A 21,622-nucleotide genomic window follows, 5' to 3' on the forward strand; every position below is an offset into this window, starting at 1 on the left:
AAAAGTTGGCTTTCAAAACTTTCTCATTTGATGAAACAAAAATAGGAGGATTTCCATTGGAAATTAAAGATTTATTAAAAAAAGAGGTCATGATTCTTGACCTGCAAGCTACAACTAAACTTGCTGCCATTGATGAAATGGTTAACAAATTAGTTGAAACAGGCTATGTCACAGATTTTGAAACTTTCAAATCTGGCATTTTAGCTCGCGAAGCTCAAACTTCAACTGGGCTTGGTGAAGGCATTGCTATGCCGCATTCAAAAAATGCTGCAGTCAAAGAAGCGGTGGTTCTTTTTGCTCGGAGTGCAAATGGAGTAGACTACGCTTCTCTTGATGGACAACCTGTCAATCTCTTCTTCATGATTGCTGCACCCGAAGGAGCAAATGACACTCATTTGGCCGCTCTTGCTGAACTCTCAAAATTCCTTTTGCAAGATGGCTTTAAAGAAAAATTGTTGGCGGCAAAATCAGCTGAAGAAGTTTCCGGATTGTTCACGAAACAGGACGAAATAGAAGTTGCTCTGACCGTCAGCACGGACAAATATTTAGTGGCTGTAACAGCTTGTACAACTGGGATTGCACATACCTATATGGCAGAGGAATCTTTGAAGAAGACAGCTGCCAAAATGGGAATCGGTATTAAAGTAGAAACAAATGGGGCCAAAGGTGTTGACCATAAATTGACTGCTGCTGATATTGCAAAAGCAGATGGTGTTATCATTGCAGCGGATAAAAAAGTAGACATGAACCGTTTTTCTGGTAAACATTTAATCTCACGTCCAGTAGCTGAAGGAATTCGTCATCCGGAAGAACTTATTAATGCAGCATTGGCTGGCTCAGCTCCGATTTTCCATGGTGACGGAGAAGCAGTTGCCTCTGATGATAATGGTGAAAAACAGGGCTTAGGTAAAGCCTTCTATAAACATTTAATGGGTGGCGTATCAGCAATGTTGCCATTCGTTGTCGGTGGTGGGATTCTTATTGCCCTCGCCTTCTTGATTGACCAATCTATGGGGGTTCCTAAGGATCAACTGGCAAATCTTGGTGTTTATCATCCAATCGCTGCTTACTTTAAAAATATTGGTGGAGCCGCATTTGCTTTCATGCTTCCCGTTTTGGCTGGATTTATCGCCAATTCAATTGCTGACCGTCCTGGCCTTGTAGCTGGTTTTGTAGCTGGCTCAATGGCTTCATCAGGGATGGCGTTCGGAAAATTAGATGCTGCTAAAATGATTCCTTCTGGTTTCTTAGGTGCATTGGTAGGTGGTTTCGTTGCTGGTGGTGTAATTCTTTTGCTCCGCAAAGTATTCTCTAAATTACCTAAATCACTTGAAGGAATCAAAGCAATTCTCCTTTACCCACTTCTTGGAACATTTATAACAGGTGTTATTATGTTGTTCATCAACATTCCTATGGCTGACTTCAATGTTGGACTTAGCAACTTCTTGAACAGCTTAAATGGTTCATCTGCCTTATTACTTGGTCTTGTTGTTGGTGGAATGATGGCGATTGACCTCGGTGGTCCGATTAATAAAGCCGCCTATATTTTTGCGACAGGAACACTTGCTTCAACAGTTGCCTCAGGTGGTTCAGTAATCATGGCCAGCGTCATGGCTGGTGGTATGGTTCCACCACTTGCAACAACAGTTGCCGTTCTTTTGTTCAAAAATAAATTTACAAAAGAAGAACGTTCATCAGGTCTGACAAATATCGTAATGGGCTTGTCCTTCATTACAGAAGGTTCGATTCCATTTGCAGCATCAGATCCAGCTCGTGCGATTCCTTCATTCTTTGTTGGTGCAGCAGTAGCAGGGGGCTTAACCGGTCTTGCAGACATCAAATTGATGGCTCCACATGGTGGAATCTTCGTTCTTGCACTTACAAATAACCCCTTCATGTATCTCCTCTTTATTTTGATTGGTGCAGTTATTTCAGGAGTATTGTTCGGCGCATTGAAAAAATCAAAATAAAAATAAATTGGCAAAATAAAAAAGTAGCGTAAGCTACTTTTTTTTTACTAATAAATTTCAGTTCAAATTTCTGAATTGAAACATAATATTTTGTAGGCGATGTAAAATAACGATTATTAATTATTTAATACATTTTGTTTTGAAATTTTGTCCTTTAATAGTAATAAATAATTGCAAATATTAAATATTAACTAAAATATTAATAAATATATTAAAAAATTTGAAAAATATTAATTTATCGCTTGCGTTTTAAGAAAATTTTAAGTAAAATATAAAACATAGTAATTTTCAGACAATTTAACGAAATGAGACTTACTTAAAATCTGGATCAATTTTTGGAGGAAATAAATGAAAAAAGCTAAAATTATTGGAATTTCAGCTGTCGCACTATCATCTGCGGTACTATTGGCTGCTTGTGGAAACAATAGTAGTTCAACAAGTAAATCTAGTGATGGCCCAACAAAATATACTTATGTTTATTCGACAGACCCAACCACAATGGATTATTTGGCTACTAACCAAGCAGTAAATTCAACCATTTATTCGAATTTTGAAGATGGTCTTATGGAAAATGACCCGGATGGAAATTATGTTGGAGCACTTGCAAAATCTTGGTCTGTCTCTGCTGATGGAAAGACTTATACCTACAAGCTACGCAGTGGTGTCAACTGGGTACAAGCGGATGGCTCAACCTATGCACCTGTAAAAGCCTCAGATTTCGTAACAGGAATGAAGCACGCTGTTTCAGCAAAATCAACAATGCTCTACTTGGTTCAACCATTGATTGAAGGCTTGGATGACTATGTCAATGGTAAAACAAAAGACTTTTCAAAAGTTGGGATTGTGGCAGATGACAAAGCGGGAACAGTAAGTTATCATTTGACGCAGCCTGCATCATATTGGAATTCATTAACAACTTATTCGATTTTATTCCCTGTCAATGCTGATTTCTTGGCAAGTAAAGGAGAAAATTTCGGAAATGTATCATCACCGGATAATATTCTCTATTCCGGTCCGTATACCTTGTCAAACTTCACTTCTAAATCTGTTATTGAGATGAAGGCTAATCCATCCTATTGGGACAAAAAGAATGTTCACGTCAAATCAGTAAAATTGAATTACAACGATGGATCGCAACCAAGCGCTCTCTTCACTCAATTTGATAAAGGAGTGTATACACAAGCAACTGTCTATCCAAATGATTCATCATATAAACAAGTTCTCAAAAATTACAAAGATGACGTGACATACGGATTGACGGGTGCAACAACCTATAACATCACCTTTAACTTAAACCGTGAATCTTACAAATTGACGAAAAAGACTGATTCAGCTGAAAAAGAATCAACTAAAAAAGCAATTCTCAACCGTGATTTCCGTGCTGCCATTAGCTATGCTTTGAACCGCGAAGATTATCTTGCGCAGGTCTCCGGCAAAACAGGAGCGGTCAATAAAGTTCGTAATAGTCTTGTTCCAACAACATTTGTCAATATTGATGGTAAGCCTTATGGAGATACAGTTAAATCTACGCTTGACAGTCTTGATTCATCAGTTTGGAAAGACACAAATATCAATACAGGAAATAATTCGGCATTTAATCCAACCGTTGCAAAAGCAGAATTTGCCAAAGCCAAAACTGCTCTTGAAAAAGAAGGTGTTAAGTTCCCAATTCATTTGGATCTCCCACAAGATCAAAGTGGTACCTTGTTGATTAACCAAGCAAAATCACTGAAAGAATCGGTTGAGTCAACACTTGGTAAAGAAAATGTAGTCATTGATTTGAATCTTGCCGATCAAGATGCGTATTATGCAGCAACTTATATGGCAACTTCAGGGGCTCAATCAGACTTTGATATTTCATCTGCTTCAGGTTGGGGACCAGACTACATTGATCCATCGACTTACTTGAATATCTATGATAGTCGACATGGAGATATGCTTCAAACACTTGGTTTAATTGGCACAGACAGCCAACCATCTAGTGCATCACAAACTGTAGCAATCAAGGCTGTAGGGCTTGAAAAATATGATTCACTACTAGATGAAGCCGCTAAATATACTGATACAAAAGATTTAGACAAACGTTACACTGCATATGCTAAAGCAGAAGCAGAATTACTCAATAGCTTCATTCAAATCCCAGTTCAAGCCGATGGTGGACTTCCAGGTCTTTCAAAAACGGTTCCGTTCACTGGTGCATATGGACAAGCAGGAGTAATGAATCGGTCAAGTGGTCGTTTTAAATTTGTAAAATTACAAGACGATGTCGTTTCACAAACGCAATACGATAAAGCACTTAAAACATTTAAGAAAGCCAATGAAAAGGCTACTACACTTGATGAAACAAAAGACTAAATAATTTGTATAATTCAGATGCCTCCTCATCCCTCTTGGAGGCATTTGAATTGTTTTTGGAAAAATAAATTTTTTCAATAATTTTGAAAATTTAATATTAAAGTTTAGAAATTGAACTTTTAGGCATATTAGAGGAATTCATTATGTTAAGATATACGCTTGGACGCATTTTTCGAGGGATTGTTTCGATTTTTCTTGTGACGACATTGACTTATATGCTCGTTTACACGTTAATTCCACGCCATATGGTGTTTAATAACGATCCTAATTATAATAAAATTGCATCCGTCCCTGATAAGAGAACTGATTATGAAAATACAGTCTATGATAAAATTGGCTATATTGAATATTTAAATACACGAGAACTTTCTCAGAAGGCTGAGAAGGTGAACTCAACGGTTACGACGAAAGTTAACAAGAAAAATAAGGCGATTTTTGAGAAGTGGGCAAAGGAAGCAGGCTCAGGTTGGAAAATCCAACAGATGCCGAATTCAAAAGCATTTTTTGCTACCCGTGAGATACCTTTGTACGAACGTGTTGGACGATTTTACGGTCAAATGATTCAAATAGACCATATTTGGAATGTTCAAGACAAATCAAATCCTGATTTGAAACGTGGTTACCAATTGACAACAAAAGGTGGATTAGCGCTTGAAGCTAGTGGAACCAAATACAAATATCAACTTTATGTGGATGGTAAATTCCCTTATATTCACCAAAATGTCGTCCATCTTTATTTGGGTGAATCTTTCCCCACCTACGATGGACAAGGAATTTTGCAAGTTATTGAACAAGGCCAAGGCGAAACAGTCTTGAGCACTGTTCAATTTCCTAAAGGTGAAATGATGTCATCTGCTAATATTCATACGGCTCAATATCAAAGTCCAAGCAAAACAGATGCACCAACAAAAGCGAAATTTGGCGATGATCCCTATTCAATGACCCAAAATAATTATGCTGATCCATCAATGATTGGGACATCATTCTTAATTGGTACCATTGCCCTGGTAATTGTCTACGCGCTTGGAATTCCCTTATCGATATTATTTGCGCGGAAAAAGGGGACTTGGATTGACGGCATTGGAAATGGAATTATTATTTTATCCATTGCCCTTCCAAGTATTGCCTTTGTCTATTTCCTTCAATTTATTGGGGGAGGAATTGGCTTACCAACGCTCTTCCCTGATTTAGGAGCGCACAATATCCTTTCTTATGTTTTACCAGTGTTTATTTTGTCTGCCTTATCTTTGGGAGGAACAATTCAATGGATTCGCCGCTTTATGATTGACCAGTCTTTGAGTGATTACGTTCGTTTTGCACGGGCAAAAGGATTATCTGAACAACAAATTTCAAATGGTCATATTATGAAAAATGCGCTTATTCCGATTGTTCAAGGAATCCCAGGGTCAATAATTGCCTCGATTGGAGGGGCTACGGTTACAGAGACAATCTTTAACGTGCCAGGGATGGGTAAACTTTTACCGGCTGCAATTTTATCACATAATAATGCCTTGGTAGTAGGGTTGACTTTTATTTTCACTTCAACAGCGGTAATTGCTTTAATTCTTGGGGACTTGTTAATGACCATAGTAGACCCTCGAATTAATCTGTCTGTAAAGCGAGGTAAAAACAAATGACAAATAAACAGATTAAAGATTTATCACAAGATATGTTTGAACTGACAAAATATGATGAACTAGAATCAGAACGAATTGATTCTCCCGTTTATTCATATTGGCGCTCTGTATTCCGCAAGTTTTTTAGTTCAAAATTGACCATCGTGATGTTAATCATCATGCTCATTATCGTCTTGTTGAGTTTTATTCAACCCATGTTTTCAGGTTATAGTTTTATGAACACGGGCAATATCAATGATTTTTCGGCACGCTATAACCCACCAAGTTTAAAATATTGGTTTGGAACGGATTCAAATGGGCAAAGCTTATTCGATGCGGTATGGGCTGGTGCTAGAACATCCATTTTGATCGGCTTTTTGGCCACAATAATTACGACTATTTTGGGTGTTGTTGTAGGTGCCATTTGGGGGAACTCGCCGAAAATTGACCGGTTCATGCTCGAGGTTTACAATGTGATCAGTAATGTCCCCACTTTATTGATTGTCATGGTTCTATCCTTCTCTTTTGGGAATGGATTTTGGAATTTACTCTTCGCGATGACCGCAACCTCGTGGCTTGGAACAGCTTACTTCATACGAGTTCAGGTTATGATTATTCGCGACCGTGAATATAATTTGGCCTCTAAGACATTAGGAACAAAAACATGGCATCTAGTGACAAAAAATACTTTGCCATTTATGGTTTCAGTCATCATGACAATGGCATCGACATCACTTCCTGGGTTTATTGGTTATGAAGTGTTCTTGAGCTTCTTGGGAATTGGATTATCAGCTGATACCCCTTCATTGGGACGGATGATTTCGCAGTATTCAAACAATATGACCAATGATTCCTATTTGTTCTGGATTCCTGTTTTCATTTTGGCACTGATCACCATGGCACTCTTCTTAGTAGGACAGTCACTCGCAGATGCATCTGATCCAAAAACCCATTTGTAAAGGAGCGGATTATGACAGAAAAGAAAAAAATTATTGAAGCTAAAAATATCTCTGTTCAATTTCGCGTTCGTAATCGCTATTTAACAGCGATTCGTGATGTTTCGGTTGACTTATACGACGGCGAAGTCCTTGCCATTGTGGGCGAATCTGGATCAGGAAAATCCGTCTTTACTAAAACTTTTACAGGAATGTTGGAAGAAAATGGGCATATTTCTGAGGGAACAATTCTTTATAATGGACAAGATTTAGCGCAAATCAAGTCTAATGATGAATGGGCCAAAATTCGTGGGGGCGAAATTGCAACAATTTTTCAGGATCCAATGACTTCACTTAATCCGATTTTGACCATTGGTAAACAAATTGTTGAAGTGATTGAAAAGCATCAAAAGATCAAAGGTGAAAAAGCCAAACAAATTGCCATTGACCTCATGAAAAAAGTGGGGATTCCTGAAGCCGAAAAACGTTTTTCGGATTATCCATTCGAATATTCTGGAGGAATGCGTCAGCGGATTGTTATTGCAATCGCATTGGCATGCAAGCCGAAAATTCTGATTTGTGATGAACCGACGACTGCACTTGATGTGACGATTCAGGCTCAGATTTTGGACTTGATTCGCACTTTGCAAGAAGAATATCAATTTACGACTATTTTTATTACGCATGACTTGGGAGTTGTAGCCAATATTGCGGATAAAGTTGCGGTTATGTATGCAGGTGAAATTGTCGAGTACGGCAGTGTAGAAGATCTTTTCTTCGACCCAAAACATCCTTATACATGGTCTTTGTTGTCTTCGCTTCCTCAATTGGGACAAAAAGGAGAAGAGCTCTTTTCAATTCCAGGCACCCCACCCTCTCTTTTTAAGAAAATTAAGGGCGATGCTTTCGCCCCACGAAATCCATTTGCGATGAAAGTGGATTATGAAGTCGCACCTCCAAAATTTCAAGTGACGTCAAGTCATTGGGCCAAAACTTGGCTTTTAGATGAACGGGCTCCGAAAATTGAAAAACCAGAAATCATTCAAAATTTGCATGAAAAAATGCAAATCGTTGTGAAAAAACAACATCAGGAGGAACTCTAAAATGACAAAAGAAGTCTTATTAGCAGTTAAGGATTTAGAGATTACTTTCGGCGCAGGAAAGAAAAAATTTGTTGCGGTCCAAGATGCGAATTTTGAAATTTACAAAGGCGAAACTTTTTCCCTTGTCGGTGAATCTGGTTCTGGAAAAACGACAATTGGTCGGGCAGTGATTGGGATAAATCCTGTTTCTGCTGGTGAAATTGAATTTGATGGCGAGGATATTTCGGGCAAAGTTTCCAAGAAATTGAAAAATAAAATCACACGGGAAATTCAAATGGTTTTCCAAGATCCAGCGGCGTCATTGAATGACAGAGCAACTGTTGATTATATCATTTCCGAAGGACTTTACAATTTTAAATTGTTTAAAGATGAAAAGGATAGAAAAGAAAAAGTAAAGAATATCATCAAAGAGGTGGGACTGTTACCAGAACATTTGTCTCGATATCCGCATGAGTTTTCTGGTGGACAACGACAGCGTATTGGTATTGCACGTGCTTTAGTTATGGATCCTAAATTGGTCATCGCTGACGAACCCATTTCTGCTCTTGATGTATCTATTCGGGCTCAGGTCCTAAATCTATTAAAGAAATTCCAAAGAGAACAGGATGTCACATATCTTTTTGTGGCACATGATTTGTCTGTTGTCCGCTATATTTCGGATCGAATTGCCGTCATATATAAAGGAAAAATTGTTGAAATGGCTCCTACAGAAGAATTATTTATGCATCCGATTCATCCCTATACCCAATCACTCCTGTCTGCAGTGCCCATTCCAGATCCGATTTTGGAGAAGGACAAGCAATTGATTGTTTATGATCCAAGTCAACACGATTACAAAACAGATCAAGCCAGTTTTATAGAAATCCTTCCAGGACATTTCGTTTGGGCGAATCAGTCAGAGCTGACCGATTACCGTGAAAAATTGAAGATCAAATGAGAAAAATGGAACGAAAGTTCTATTTTTTATTGACTTTCATTAAATATGTAAGAAATGGAACTTACTTTTTGATATAATATAGTAGAAAAAGTTTTAGGAGGATATGCGTATGCACTTTAACCTACTCGCAATTTTTGAATTATCAGTCTTTTTCTTAAATATCATTTTGTCATTAATTATTATTTTTCGAGAGAGAAAAAGTACATCGGCGACATGGTCATGGCTTTTCGTAGTCAATATTGTTCCTATTTTTGGATTTATTTTATATATTTTAATTGGTCGTGGCATCTCTCATTATCGGATTTTTAAGGACCGCAAACAGTTTCAATTGGGTTATGAAAAACAAATTGCAAACGCAACGAAGGCATATTCTGACCCCAATTTTATGGAAAAAATGCGCAAAAATCATGCGATTGGTCAATTGATTAATATGCTTTATCGCGAAGAAAATTCAATTATTTCAACCAACACCTCTGTAAAAATTTTTGATGATGGACGTGAAAAATTTGATGCTTTATTAGTTGACATTCGTGAAGCCAAAAAATCAATCCACATGGAATATTATATTTTCCGAATGGATAATTTAGGAAAAGAAATCTATCATGCGTTGATTGACGCAAGTAAACGGGGGGTTGAGGTACGTGTACTTTATGATGCATGGGGTTCTAATAAAACTAAAATTAAAGATTTTGTTGAGCTAATTAAAAATGGTGGACACGTTTCTGAATTTTTCCCCTTGATATTACCCCTTATTAACCCGCGCACAAATTACCGTTTGCACCGCAAAATTGTTGTTATTGATGGTGTAATTGGCTATACGGGTGGGTTTAATGTTGGAGATGAATATGCGACTGTGACCAAAAAATTCGGCTACTGGCGGGATAACCATTTGCGCTTGACTGGCGATATTGTTTATTCAATGCAACATCGCTTCATTTTAGACTGGAATTCGCAACATCATCAAGAAATAAAAAAGGGAGAACCCTATTTTCCTGATGCTTTAAATTTGGGTCACGTGGCGACACAATTTGTAACCTCCGGCCCAGATGATGATCAAGAACAGATTAAATTGACTTATATGAAGATGATTTCAGGAGCAGAACGCGAAATTATCATTCAAACACCATATTATATTCCATCTGATGCGCTCCATGAGACCTTAAAATTAGCTCTTTTATCTGGCGTTCAAGTCAAATTGATGATTCCAAACAAACCGGATCACCCGCTTGTCTATTGGGCGACCTACTATAATGCGGCTGACCTCGTTAAAAATGGTGCAAAAGTTTATACCTATGAGGATGGCTTTATTCACGCGAAGAACTTAATCATAGATGGTGAGTATGCATCAGTTGGCTCTGCGAATTTTGATTATCGGAGTTTACAATTATGCTTTGAAGCAAACGTGGTTGTCTACGATTACGATTTTGCACAAAAATTAAGAAATAATTATTTGGATGATGTAAAAGTCAGTAGACCGTTGACACTCGAACGCTATGAAGAGCGTTCAATGTTTGTCCGTTTCAAAGAAGGTTTGGCTCGATTAATCAGTCCAATGCTTTAACATATTAAGGAAAAATGAAATTACCAATAGCATTTATAGAAAAATATGAAAAAATATTAGGAAAAAAAGAATTTCAGGAATTTCTTGCTTCTTTTGAGGAAAAACCTGTCAGCGCATATCGCTTGAATCCGTTGAAAGATTTGTCCGTGATGGCCAATCAGGACGCTGAAGCAATTGCTGGCAGTCCTTTTGGGTATTATGGAAAAGTAGCAGGGAAATCAGCCAACCATGTGATGGGACTCGTGTACTCTCAGGAACCAGCCGCCCAGATGGTTGGGGCTATCGCAGATGCAAAGCCAGGTCTAAAAGTATTAGATTTGTGTGCAGCACCGGGTGGTAAATCAACGCAACTGTTAAGTAGTATGGACAATCAGGGCCTCCTTGTATCAAATGAAATTTCGGCCAAACGCTCAAAGATATTAGTAGAAAATATTGAACGTTTTGGGGCTAGAAATGTGATTGTCTTAAATGAAAGTGTTGAAAATTTGGCAAAAATTTTTCCAGAATTTTTTGATTTAATTATACTTGATGCACCGTGTTCAGGAGAAGGGATGTTTCGGAAAGACCCCTCAGCAATTCAATACTGGAACGAGGACTACCCTGCACAATGTTCAGTTTTGCAAAAAGAGATTATTGATGAAGCAATGAAAATGTTGGCGCCGAGTGGACAACTCGTCTACTCAACTTGCACCTGGTCACGTGAGGAAAATGAAGACAATATTTCTTATATGTTGGAAAAATATCCAAATTTGAGTCTAATCCCATTAACGCACGAATTTGGATTAGCTGAAGGAATAAATATGTCAGAAGTGGTCCGTTGCTGGCCACATCATTTTCGTGGTGAAGGTCAATTTATTGCCAAATTACAAAATAAGACAATGGTTGCACCTCATATTTCAAAGCATCGGCTTAAAAACGATAAAAACAAAGGCAAAAATGCAAATACGGTTTCGAGCGAGCAGTATAAATTATGGGAAACTTTCGCTTTTGAAAATCTAAACATTCGGTTTGAACGTCAATTGTTGCAAGTTTTTGGTGATTATCTTTATTTATTACCAGCAGGACTTCCAGATTTAGGCAGGTTAAAAATAGCTCGGAATGGACTACATTTAGGAACATTTAAGAAAAACCGGTTTGAGCCAAGTTTTGCCTTAGGCCTTGCATTAAAGCCAAGTGAAGTAAAAAATAAAACAGAAATCAGCGACGAAGAATTTGTAATGTATGTGGCAGGGAAATCGTTCAAGAGTTCGTCAGAGTGCAGTGGTTGGACACAGCTTGTCATTGCTAATAACGGTCTAGGTTTTGCTAAACTTGTCAATGGGACAGTGAAAAATTATTTCCCAAAAGGTTTACGCTTTAAAATTTAGCCTTGTAAAAAGAAAGCGAGATAAATGAATTGGATAAAAAATTGAAAATCGTAATTATCACTGGAATGTCCGGAGCAGGAAAAACAGTTGCCATCCAGTCATTTGAAGACATGGGCTATTTTACGGTGGATAACATGCCACCAAATTTGATTGAAAAATTTGTTGAGCTTTTGAATACCCCGGATAGTAAAATTGATAAATTGGCTATGGTTGTTGATATGCGGTCTCGAGTCTTCTTCGATCATCTACGAGGGATTATCACTGAACTTACAGATTTACCGAATATTGATTTCAAATTGCTTTTTCTCGATGCCAATGATTTAGAATTGGTTGCGCGCTATAAAGAAACGCGACGAAGCCATCCTTTAGCAATCGACGGTCGGGTTCTCGATGGCATTAATTTGGAACGTGAAATTTTGACAGACCTGAAAAATCTATCCGAAGTAGTAATTGATACGAGTGATCTAACCCCACGTAATTTACGAGCTCAGATTATTCAAAAATTCTCGACCCAAACAACATCTACTTTCCGAGTTGAGATTATGTCTTTCGGTTTTAAATATGGTTTGCCTCTTGATGCCGACTTAGTTTTTGATGTGCGCTTTTTACCAAATCCTTATTATCTTCCTGAACTGCGTAACTTGAATGGTACTGATAAATCGGTTTATGATTATGTCATGGAACATCCGAAATCGGAATCCTTCTATCAAAATTTGAAAACTATGCTCACTCCTATTTTACCTGACTATCAAAAAGAAGGAAAATCAGTATTGACCATTGCCTTTGGCTGCACCGGAGGACAACACCGTTCTGTTGCTTTTGCTGAACGTCTTGCTAAAGAGTTTACGCAAAACTGGCACGTAAATATTAGTCATCGTGACAAAGATCGAAGGAAAGAAACGGTGAATCGTTCATGAGCAAACCAAAAATAGTTGTTATAGGTGGTGGAACTGGTATTCCAGTTGTTTTAAGAGCACTCAGAAATGAAGAAGTTGACTTAACTGCCATCGTAACTGTCGCGGATGATGGGGGCTCGTCCGGACGTATCCGCTCTGCGGTAAACATTGCCCCCCCTGGAGATTTACGCAATGTTTTAATTGCTATGTCAGACATGCCTAGATTCAATGAAAATATTCTACAATATCGTTTTGATGAATCAGACGGTGAATTTGCAGGTCACCCTTTGGGGAACCTGATTATTGCCGCGGTGGCTGAAATGCAGGGGTCAACTTATAGAGCGATTCAAACCTTATCCCAATTTTTCCATACTGATGGTAAAATATATCCCTCATCTGATATGACTTTAACCTTGCATGCAGTTTTTAAGGATGGTCATGAAGTTGCAGGGGAGAGTCATATCGCTGATTATAAAGGGCAAATAGACCATGTTTATTTGACTGAAACAAACACAGGCCAAAGTCCAGTTGCCTCAAGAAATGTAGTCAAATCAATTATGGAAGCAGACACGATTGTCTTGGGACCGGGCTCTTTATTCACTTCCATTTTGCCTAATATCGTCATCCCTGAAATTTGTGAAGCTCTGTGGAAAACGAAAGCACGAATTGTCTACGTTTGCAATATTATGACCCAACGTGGCGAGACAGAACATTTTACTGATGCTGATCACGTGCGCGTCATACATGAACACATTGGAACACCTATTATCGATACCGTGTTGGTGAATAGTGAGCGTGTACCAGAAGAATATATGAATACAAATAAATTCGATGAGTATTTGGTTCAAGTTGAACATGATTTTCATGCATTGCAGGCACAAAATGTCAATGTCATTTCGAATAATTTCTTAAAATTACGTGATGGAGGCGCATTCCATGATGGCGATGCTGTAGCCAAAGAAATTGTGGCAATTGCGAATCGAACAGAATTTGAATTATAAGAGTTGTTTACATTAGAAAGAGTTTAATCATGAGTTTCACAAGTGATGTCAAAAAAGAATTGACAGCAAATTTTTCGACAACAGGTGCTTTACTTGCCCTTGTCAGAATGAACGGTTCAATTGGTATTTTTGGCAAATTGACCCTTTCCATCACAACTGAAAATGCTGGTACAGCAAAATATATTTACAAAATGTTACAAGATCTGTACGAAATCCGGGCAGAAATCCATGTTCATCAAAAAACGACCCTTTCTAAAAACCGTGTATATACAGTCTTTTTGGAAGAAAATGTCAATGATTTGTTGGATGAATTGTCACTGGCAGACTCCCTATTGTTGGACAATGGGGTTCCCCCTTTTGTCATGAATGATAGGTTAATTCAACGGGATTACCTTCGTGGCGCATTTCTTTCATCTGGTTCATTGCATAATCCAGAGAAAGGTGAATATCAACTTTCAATTGCCAATGTTTATCAAGAACATGCTGAAGACTTGCAAAAAATATTTCAAAATTTTGAACTTAATGCCAAGATTATTGAGCGTAAGAATCGCTACATTCTTTATTTGACTAAGGCAGAAGACATCATGGATTTCTTGACTTTAATTGGTGCAATGCAAGCACGATTGAAATTTGAAGATGCCAAAATGATAAGAGAAATGCGCGGATTAGCTAATCGTCAATCCAATTTTGAGTCCGCAAATATTAGCAAAACGGTGTTAGCAGCTCAAGAAGCAATTGATGCCATCCATTTTCTCAATGCCAAGAAGGAAATGGTACAGTTGGCTCCTCAACTGACTGAAATTGCTCGGCTTCGCGTTGATTATCCAGAGGCATCAATTAGAGAATTAGGCGAATTACTCGACCCACCATTAGGAAAATCTGGTGTTAATCATCGACTCCGCAAAATTATTGAACTCGCTCAGGCATTAGAAGCAGCAGATAAAAAATCAATTTAGTTAACTTTAGGCTTGGATTTAGGGAGAATTAAGGGACATCAACTATAATATAATTATTCCAAAATAAATTTTTCATAAATACTCCTAAATAAAGAAATCCGTCGCGAGAACGGATTTTTTTTTGCTCGATTATAGGGGGGAAGAAGTTCACCTCTTATTTGAACCCCTGCAAGAAATAGCGGCTGATTAAATCGGTTCTTTTAAACAGTGTATCGGCCGTTAAACCCTTCATTCCTTCGATAAATATGTTCATAATAAACATAAAATCGTCAAAAGAATAAGTCGGCGCAATCTTTCCTTCCAATTGTCCTTTTTTAAATAATTCTTCATAAACTTGCATTTGAAGTTTAATCGTGTCCGCATCGAAAAAGTCAGGGCTCATCGTATATTGCGTCATCAAATTCTCGGAAAAAGTTGGTGAGTAATGTTCTAATTGTTTGAGTTTCATCTGCGTGATGGCTTGATATGTCGATTCAAAATCTAATTCTGAACCAATGATTTCATTAATATCTTCAGCCATATGCTCAAATGCCTTGACAATGACAATGTTCATCAGATGATTTTTATTCTTAAAATATTTAAAAAGTGTAACTTTCGAAACAACTGCATTTGCGGCAATTTCATCAATGGTAATGTCTTTAATTTCCTTGTCATTCAGCAATTGAAAAGTCACTTCTAAGATTGCTTTTTTCTTTTTTTCTGTTTGATTCATTTTTGTACCCACTTATAAAATTTTACCTATTAAAATTATAACTTTTTATTTGAACTAATTCAAACAAAAGAGTACAATGTGAACTATAAAAAGATATTAAGTTCAATTATCCTTTTAGCAAGTTGTTATTACTGACAGAACGAGATCTAAGGACAAAAAGTTCTGTATGGGGAGGGAAATATCATGGTAAATATTGTGGAAGTAAAAGCACTCCAAAAGAATTTTGGAAAATTTCAGGCCTTGAAAAATGTGACATTTGAGCTTCATTCGGGCGAGGTTTTGGGTTATGTCGGACCAAACGGAGCAGGGAAATCAACAACCATTAGGACACTTCTTGGTTTAATAAAAGCAACTTCTGGGCAAGCAGAAATATTTGGCAAAGATGTTTGGAAAGAGGCCATAGAGATTCATAAAAACATTGCTTACGTACCTGGGGATGTCTATCTTTGGCCCAACCTTACGGGTGGTGAAATCATTGATCTGTTTTTGGAGATGCACGGTGAATTTGATTCAGAAAAACGTGATGAGTTAATAAAAAAATTCGAGTTTGACCCAAAGAAAAAAGCACGTTCATATTCAAAAGGGAACCGTCAAAAAGTAGCATTGATTGCTGCACTGGCAAGTAAAGCCGATTTGTATATTTTTGATGAACCAACAAGTGGTCTGGACCCATTGATGGAAGCTGTTTTCCAAGAAGAAGTTGAACGTTTGAAAAAAGAAGGAAAAGCGATTCTCCTGTCGAGTCACATTTTATCTGAAGTCGAACGACTATGTGATAAAATTGCGATCATTCGTGCGGGTGAGATTGTTGAATATGGTACTCTGGAAGAAATGCGTCATTTGACCCGTTATGAATTTAAAGTTGAAACAACGACACCACCGCTCGGATTGCAAATGGTAGAAGCTGTTCACGATTTGAAGGTTAATGGAAATAAAGCAGTTTTCCAAGCTGATTCTGATAAAATTCAAGATATTCTCCAAGCTTTGTCGGATTACACGGTGGTCAAATTAGACAGCACACCACAGACCTTGGAAGAACTCTTCATGCATCACTATGCTCAAGAAAATGCATCACGTTAAGAGCTGAGGGAGAATTAAAATGAATAAACCATTTAATCATACATTGATGATGATGCGGACACTCTTCAAAAGGGATTGGATAAAATATCTCATTTGGGTCATTGCTCTCCTTGCCTATGCAGCTTCAGGCGCAGGTAAATTTGAACTGGCAATGAATTCAAAAGCAACCGCTGCCTCCATGTATAGTTTGTTTGAGAATCCGGCATTGGTTGCGCTCTTTGGTCCTACAGCCGTGAAACATGCCACGGATTTCACAGCAGCATCGGCTTTTGGTGGTATCATGCCTCTGATGACCGTCGTTGTATTCGCAGTTGTTTCTATTATCTACGTCGTCAATCGGACCAGAAAAGAAGAAGATGAAGGAATAGCTGAGCTACTGCGGAGTTTTCAAATCGGTAAATTAGCAAATACGACAGCAGTCGTTATTGAATTACTTCTACTCCATATTATAATGAGTTTAGCATTAGCCGGTTCTCTTGCTGCTCAACATGTTGCTGGAATGCCGCTGTCGAGTAATCTCCTCTTTTCCTTTTCAATCGGTGCGCAAGGCTTTTTGTGGGGAATCGTGGCTCTTGTCATGATGAATATTTTCCCAGATGCTGGTGGTGCGAAAGGGGCTTCGATTGGAATTTTAGGGACTTTGTACATCCTCAGAATGTACTCAGATATTAAAGCTGAATCTTTGAGTTGGCTCAATCCATTGTCTTGGTCTTACTTGACTGATGCGTATGTCAAAGATAATTGGCTCCCAGTCATCCTGACCCTCTTATTGGCTGCAATATTGCTAGCTCTTTCATACCTAATCGAAATTAATCGAGACGTAACCGCAGGTTATTTACCTGAAGGTAATGGAAAAGCTCATGCTGGTTTCTTACTCAAAACATTTACAGGATTTACATTACGTCAACAAAGAACAGCCACTATTGGTTGGTTGCTTGGAATCTTTGTCATGGGAATCACCTATGGTTCCATGATTGGGCAAATTGGCAATCTTATTGGATCTGCTGGTTCTAACAATTATATGTCACGGGCCATGGGCATTACAGAACACGCGACAGGAAATGTAATGACGCAGGATTTCTTGATGACGGTCTATTTGGTCATCTCACTTTTATCCGTCTGTTTTGCAGTTACCTCCTTGCAGAGAATTGTTTCTGAAGAAAGACACAATCGACTTGAACAACTCTATTCAATGCCTCTTTCTCGGACAAAATTATACCTGACATATACTGTGATTGCGTGGGTGCTTGGCGCTTTGGCTCAATTCATTGGAATCCTAGGAATCTATCTTGTTCAAATGGGAAACAAAAATGCGTTGAGTTTTGGCACGCTGTTGAGCGGTGGAATGGTATCTGCTATTGGAACTTTATTTATTCTAGGTTTGCTAGGCTTACTTATCGCATATCTTCCACGTCTGTCGAGTTTAATTTGGGCCTACATCGGCTTTAGTTTCTTTATTGGTGTCATCGGGAATATGCTCAATTTGAGCAACAATATCATGAATTTGGATATCTATCACAATTTGACAAAAGTAACGACCAAGACGGTACACGCATTGAGTAAAACAGCAACAGGTTATGACTTAAATGTTCATGTTAATTCACAGATTGTTGCGAATTGGTCATCATTCTGGATGATTCTCATTTTGTCACTCGTATTTGTAATCATTGGCTTAATTGGGTATCGTCGCCGCGACATCATCAGTGGCTAGTGAATAAAAAATTCATCTCAAGAGCCTAAATTAGTTCAGGATATTGAATTTGAATACAAAAAAACAGGTCTGTTCTACAAGTCGGAAATTATTTTTTCGACTGACAGAACAGAGCTGTTTTATTTTCCCAAAAATAATAAATAATGTATAAAAAGTTATTAGAAAATTGATAATTAATTTAAAATTGTGTTAAAATTTGAATAGATAAAAAAATAGAAAAGGATTGAGGATGGCAGACGAAAAAGCAGAAATTTATACCAATCGAGAAATTTCTTGGTTACAGTTTAATGAGCGAGTGCTAGAAGAAGCAGAACGTGTTAGTACACCGACTTTTGAACGGTTGCGTTTTTTATCCATTTACATGAATAACTTGGATGAATTTTATCGCGTTCGGGTTGGTCGGCTAAATGACCAATTAATTTTGGACAACGAAAGCTATGATACCCAAACAAAAACGAATGTCACGGTACAGTTTCGGACCGTTTTGAGAAAAACTAAGCGTCTGATCCCACGATTTGATCTGGCTTATGACAAATTGAATCAGGAACTCGCTAATTATGGGATTTCCCAGATTCAAGAAACAGAAAAATTATCAGATAAAGATGAGAACTTTCTTAAAAATATTTTCAAGTATAAAGTAGCTCCCCAAATGATGCCTTTCATTGTCGAAAAGAATCACCCCTTACCATTTTTCGAAAATGAAAAACAAGTTTTAGGAGTGACGCTTAAGACAAAAAAAGGAAATACTCGTTTTGGCTTTCTTCCAATTCCAGAAGATGTTGACAAAATTGTACGTATTCCTTCCAATCCAAAACGATTTATGCTCATCGAAGACCTCATCTTCAGATATGCCAATCGTATTTTTCACAAGTTTATAGTTGAAGGAAAAATGGTTTTTTCAGTCGTTAGAAATGCAGACATCGATGAGAGTGATGGTCTGTATGATTATGATCCTGATTTTTCAGAAACGATGTCCAAAATCGTTGAAGTTCGTAATTTTAGAGCGCCTGTCATGGTTAAATTTAGAGGCAATTCAGCTCCCAAAATGCTCAATTATCTAGCCCGTAATTTTGCACTTCGAAAGACTCAGTTTTTTAAATACAGTACCCCACTCGAATTTGACTACCTAGATGAATTAGAAAACTTATTTACTAAAAAGATGCACAAGAAGGCCTTTTATCCACCTGTAAAACCGGCCAATACTAAGTCTTTGGATGAATCGAAAGATATAATTGACCAATTACTTGAAAAAGATGTTCTTATGTCCTATCCATTTGAAAGTTTTTCGCCCATGGTTCGCTTACTCGAGCAGGCTTCAAAAGATGAGCGCGTCAGCCATTTATCGATGACCCTTTATCGTGTATCTAAACATTCAAAAATTGTGGCTGCTTTAATTGCGGCAAGTAAAAAGGGGAAGGACGTGACGGTCATCATCGAATTGAGGGCCCGCTTCGATGAAGAAAATAATATTGATTTGTCCGAAAAGTTAAATAAGGCAGGAATTAATGTCATTTACGGGCTACCCGGTTACAAGGTGCATTCAAAACTCCTTCTCATAGAGTTAAAAGACTACCGTTCAGTCTGCTTGATTGGAACGGGTAATTTTAATGAAACGACAGCCCGCTTTTATACAGATGTGGCACTAATGACCTCTGATAACAAAATTACTGCTGATGTCAAAAATGTGTTTACTCATATTGAAATTGGATCATTTGTTCAACAAAGTCGAGCCTTACTTGTTTCACCACTTTTAATGAAACCCAAATTAATTGAACTTATGGATGAAGAAATTGAAGCTGCTAAAAAGCACCTCCCTGCGAGGATCATCTTAAAAATGAATTCATTAACCGAAAAGGAGATGATGAATAAACTTGTTGAAGCCTCGAAAGCAGGAGTTAAAGTTGATTTAATCGTTCGTGGCATTTGCTGTCTAATTCCGGGCGTAAAGGGTGAGACAGAAAATATAAGGGTTCGTTCAATCGTTGGTCGCTATTTAGAACATTCACGAATTTTTGCTTTTGGTGATGGTCAACGGGAACGGAAATACTATATCTCTTCTGCCGACTTGATGACACGAAATTTGACTGGTCGTGTTGAAGCGGCATCACCTATTTATGACGAGGAGGGTAAAAAGAAGTTACAATTGATTTTGGATTTATGTTTGCAAGATAATGTCAATGCACGCATTCAAAATGCAAAAGGAAAATATGTTCCTGTTCGAGTAGGGAAACGAACAAAACTCGTCGACAGTCAAGCACGGCTGAATGAATTAGCTCATGCTGAAACTGTTGGCAAATGGATTAAAAAAATAGTCAATCAAAAATAAGTGAGGGAAAAAATGAAACGAATTGGCATACTAACAAGTGGCGGAGACTGCGCAGGACTTAATCCAGCAATATATGCAGTGGCTAAAGCCATTTATCGTAAAATAGATGATGTGGAAATCATTGGCATATTGGATGGTTACACTGGCTTAATAGATTTAAATACCAAGGTCCTGAAACCGAAAGACTTTGAGGGACTATTGACAAAAGGGGGGACGTTTTTACGATCGATTCGCCAATCCTTCAAGACGATTGATGTCAAAGACGAAAACGGTATTTCTAAAGCAGACAAAATTGTTAAGAATTATAATAAACTTGACCTTGATGCGCTCGTTGTCTTGGGGGGGAATGGGACACATAAAATTGCCAACCTCCTTTCTGAAAGAGGTTTAAATATCGTTGGTCTGCCCAAAACAATTGACAATGACATTTTCGGTACCGAAGAAACCTTTGGCTACGATACCGCAGTTCAAGTGGGCGCTGATTATATTGATCGAATCCAAACTACAGCTGCATCGCATTCACGTGTCTTTGTGGTCGAAATCATGGGAAATAAAGTAGGTTGGTTGGCCTTATCGGTTGGCGTTTCCGCGGGTGCCGATGCAATCATTCTGCCTGAAATACCCTATTCTGCGGAGAAATTGAATGACGCATTAAAAAAGACACTTAAAGAAAAAAATTATGCCATTGTCGTTGTCAGTGAGGGTGCATTTGCAAAAGAAGAGCGTAAGATGAAAAATAAAGAACGTTTGTCTGAGCGCAAGTTGGCAGGTTTTAATTCTATTGCAGATAAAGTAGGAGATGATATTGCGAAAGGACTTGGTATTGAAATTCGAACGGCTATACCGGGACACGTTTTGCGAGGTGGTGAGCCTTCAGCGCGTGACCGCAATTATACCATGCAACTCGGTGCCGTTGCCGCAGGTCTTATAGCCGATGAAGTATACGGTGTTACAGTAGCCAAGGTGAATGGGCGAATTTCGTTTAATCAACTCAGTGAAATTGCTGGGAAAGCAAAACCCGTTCCAGAAGATGACAGTCTTTTGCTCGCTGCGAGAAGTATCGGAATATCGTTTGCTGATTAATAAAATAAAAAAA

At 38.0% G+C, this 21,622-nt stretch carries 16 protein-coding genes; 15 read left to right on the forward strand and 1 reads right to left on the reverse strand.

What is annotated here, in order from left to right; all coding sequences use genetic code 11:
* Positions 1-56: 56 nt before the first annotated feature.
* The 11 genes from RT41_RS02195 to whiA all read left to right on the forward strand — a co-directional run bounded on the left by RT41_RS02195 (position 57) and on the right by whiA (position 14,697).
* Positions 57-1,970 (forward strand): PTS fructose transporter subunit IIABC, encoded by a 1,914-nt coding sequence (locus RT41_RS02195; protein ID WP_096817317.1) that lies wholly within the window; start codon positions 57-59, stop codon positions 1,968-1,970.
* A 348-nt stretch (positions 1,971-2,318) separates the two neighbouring features.
* Complete coding sequence (locus RT41_RS02200) at positions 2,319-4,325, forward strand: peptide ABC transporter substrate-binding protein (RefSeq protein ID WP_096817105.1); 2,007 nt, start codon at positions 2,319-2,321, stop codon at positions 4,323-4,325.
* A gap of 143 nt (positions 4,326-4,468) precedes the next feature.
* Positions 4,469-5,962: an ABC transporter permease gene (locus tag RT41_RS02205; protein WP_096817107.1), complete on the forward strand. Its 1,494-nt coding sequence runs from the start codon at positions 4,469-4,471 to the stop codon at positions 5,960-5,962.
* Between the two features lie 32 nt (positions 5,963-5,994).
* Positions 5,995-6,900 (forward strand): oligopeptide ABC transporter permease OppC, encoded by a 906-nt coding sequence (gene oppC / locus RT41_RS02210; RefSeq protein ID WP_425435544.1) that lies wholly within the window; start codon positions 5,995-5,997, stop codon positions 6,898-6,900.
* A gap of 11 nt (positions 6,901-6,911) precedes the next feature.
* The gene (locus tag RT41_RS02215; RefSeq protein ID WP_096817112.1) at positions 6,912-7,979 is read left to right on the forward strand and encodes an ABC transporter ATP-binding protein; all 1,068 of its coding nucleotides are present in this window, start codon (positions 6,912-6,914) and stop codon (positions 7,977-7,979) included.
* A 1-nt stretch (position 7,980) separates the two neighbouring features.
* Entirely contained in the window at positions 7,981-8,916 is a 936-nt protein-coding gene (locus RT41_RS02220; protein ID WP_096817114.1) for an ATP-binding cassette domain-containing protein, read from the forward strand.
* Positions 8,917-9,025: 109 nt separating this feature from the next.
* Positions 9,026-10,477 (forward strand): cardiolipin synthase, encoded by a 1,452-nt coding sequence (cls, locus tag RT41_RS02225; RefSeq protein WP_096817115.1) that lies wholly within the window; start codon positions 9,026-9,028, stop codon positions 10,475-10,477.
* A 14-nt stretch (positions 10,478-10,491) separates the two neighbouring features.
* Complete coding sequence (locus tag RT41_RS02230; RefSeq protein ID WP_096817117.1) at positions 10,492-11,844, forward strand: RsmB/NOP family class I SAM-dependent RNA methyltransferase; 1,353 nt, start codon at positions 10,492-10,494, stop codon at positions 11,842-11,844.
* A gap of 29 nt (positions 11,845-11,873) precedes the next feature.
* On the forward strand, positions 11,874-12,761 hold the full coding sequence (gene rapZ, locus RT41_RS02235; protein WP_096817119.1) for an RNase adapter RapZ: 888 nt from the start codon (positions 11,874-11,876) through the stop codon (positions 12,759-12,761).
* A complete protein-coding gene (locus RT41_RS02240) occupies positions 12,758-13,741 on the forward strand; it encodes a gluconeogenesis factor YvcK family protein (RefSeq protein ID WP_096817121.1) in 984 nt (327 codons plus the stop codon). The genes rapZ and RT41_RS02240 overlap by 4 nt, the downstream gene beginning before the upstream one ends.
* Before the next feature lie 29 nt (positions 13,742-13,770).
* Entirely contained in the window at positions 13,771-14,697 is a 927-nt protein-coding gene (gene whiA, locus RT41_RS02245; protein WP_096817123.1) for a DNA-binding protein WhiA, read from the forward strand.
* A 154-nt stretch (positions 14,698-14,851) separates the two neighbouring features.
* Here the strand turns inward: whiA and RT41_RS02250 are convergent, their stop codons facing one another.
* The gene (locus RT41_RS02250) at positions 14,852-15,409 is read right to left on the reverse strand and encodes a TetR/AcrR family transcriptional regulator (RefSeq protein ID WP_096817124.1); all 558 of its coding nucleotides are present in this window, start codon (positions 15,407-15,409) and stop codon (positions 14,852-14,854) included.
* Positions 15,410-15,592: 183 nt separating this feature from the next.
* Between RT41_RS02250 and RT41_RS02255 the strand changes: the two genes are divergently transcribed.
* The 4 genes from RT41_RS02255 to RT41_RS02270 all read left to right on the forward strand — a co-directional run bounded on the left by RT41_RS02255 (position 15,593) and on the right by RT41_RS02270 (position 21,609).
* Positions 15,593-16,489, forward strand: coding sequence for an ABC transporter ATP-binding protein (locus RT41_RS02255; RefSeq protein ID WP_096817126.1), 897 nt, complete (start codon positions 15,593-15,595; stop codon positions 16,487-16,489).
* A 19-nt stretch (positions 16,490-16,508) separates the two neighbouring features.
* Complete coding sequence (locus RT41_RS02260; RefSeq protein ID WP_096817128.1) at positions 16,509-18,200, forward strand: ABC transporter permease; 1,692 nt, start codon at positions 16,509-16,511, stop codon at positions 18,198-18,200.
* Between the two features lie 229 nt (positions 18,201-18,429).
* A complete protein-coding gene (ppk1, locus tag RT41_RS02265) occupies positions 18,430-20,526 on the forward strand; it encodes a polyphosphate kinase 1 (protein ID WP_096817129.1) in 2,097 nt (698 codons plus the stop codon).
* A 12-nt stretch (positions 20,527-20,538) separates the two neighbouring features.
* Positions 20,539-21,609, forward strand: coding sequence for a 6-phosphofructokinase (locus RT41_RS02270; RefSeq protein ID WP_096817131.1), 1,071 nt, complete (start codon positions 20,539-20,541; stop codon positions 21,607-21,609).
* The last annotated feature ends 13 nt before the right edge of the window (positions 21,610-21,622 follow it).

The sequence above is a fragment of the Lactococcus fujiensis JCM 16395 genome (assembly GCF_002441655.1).
GTDB lineage: Bacteria > Bacillota > Bacilli > Lactobacillales > Streptococcaceae > Lactococcus > Lactococcus fujiensis.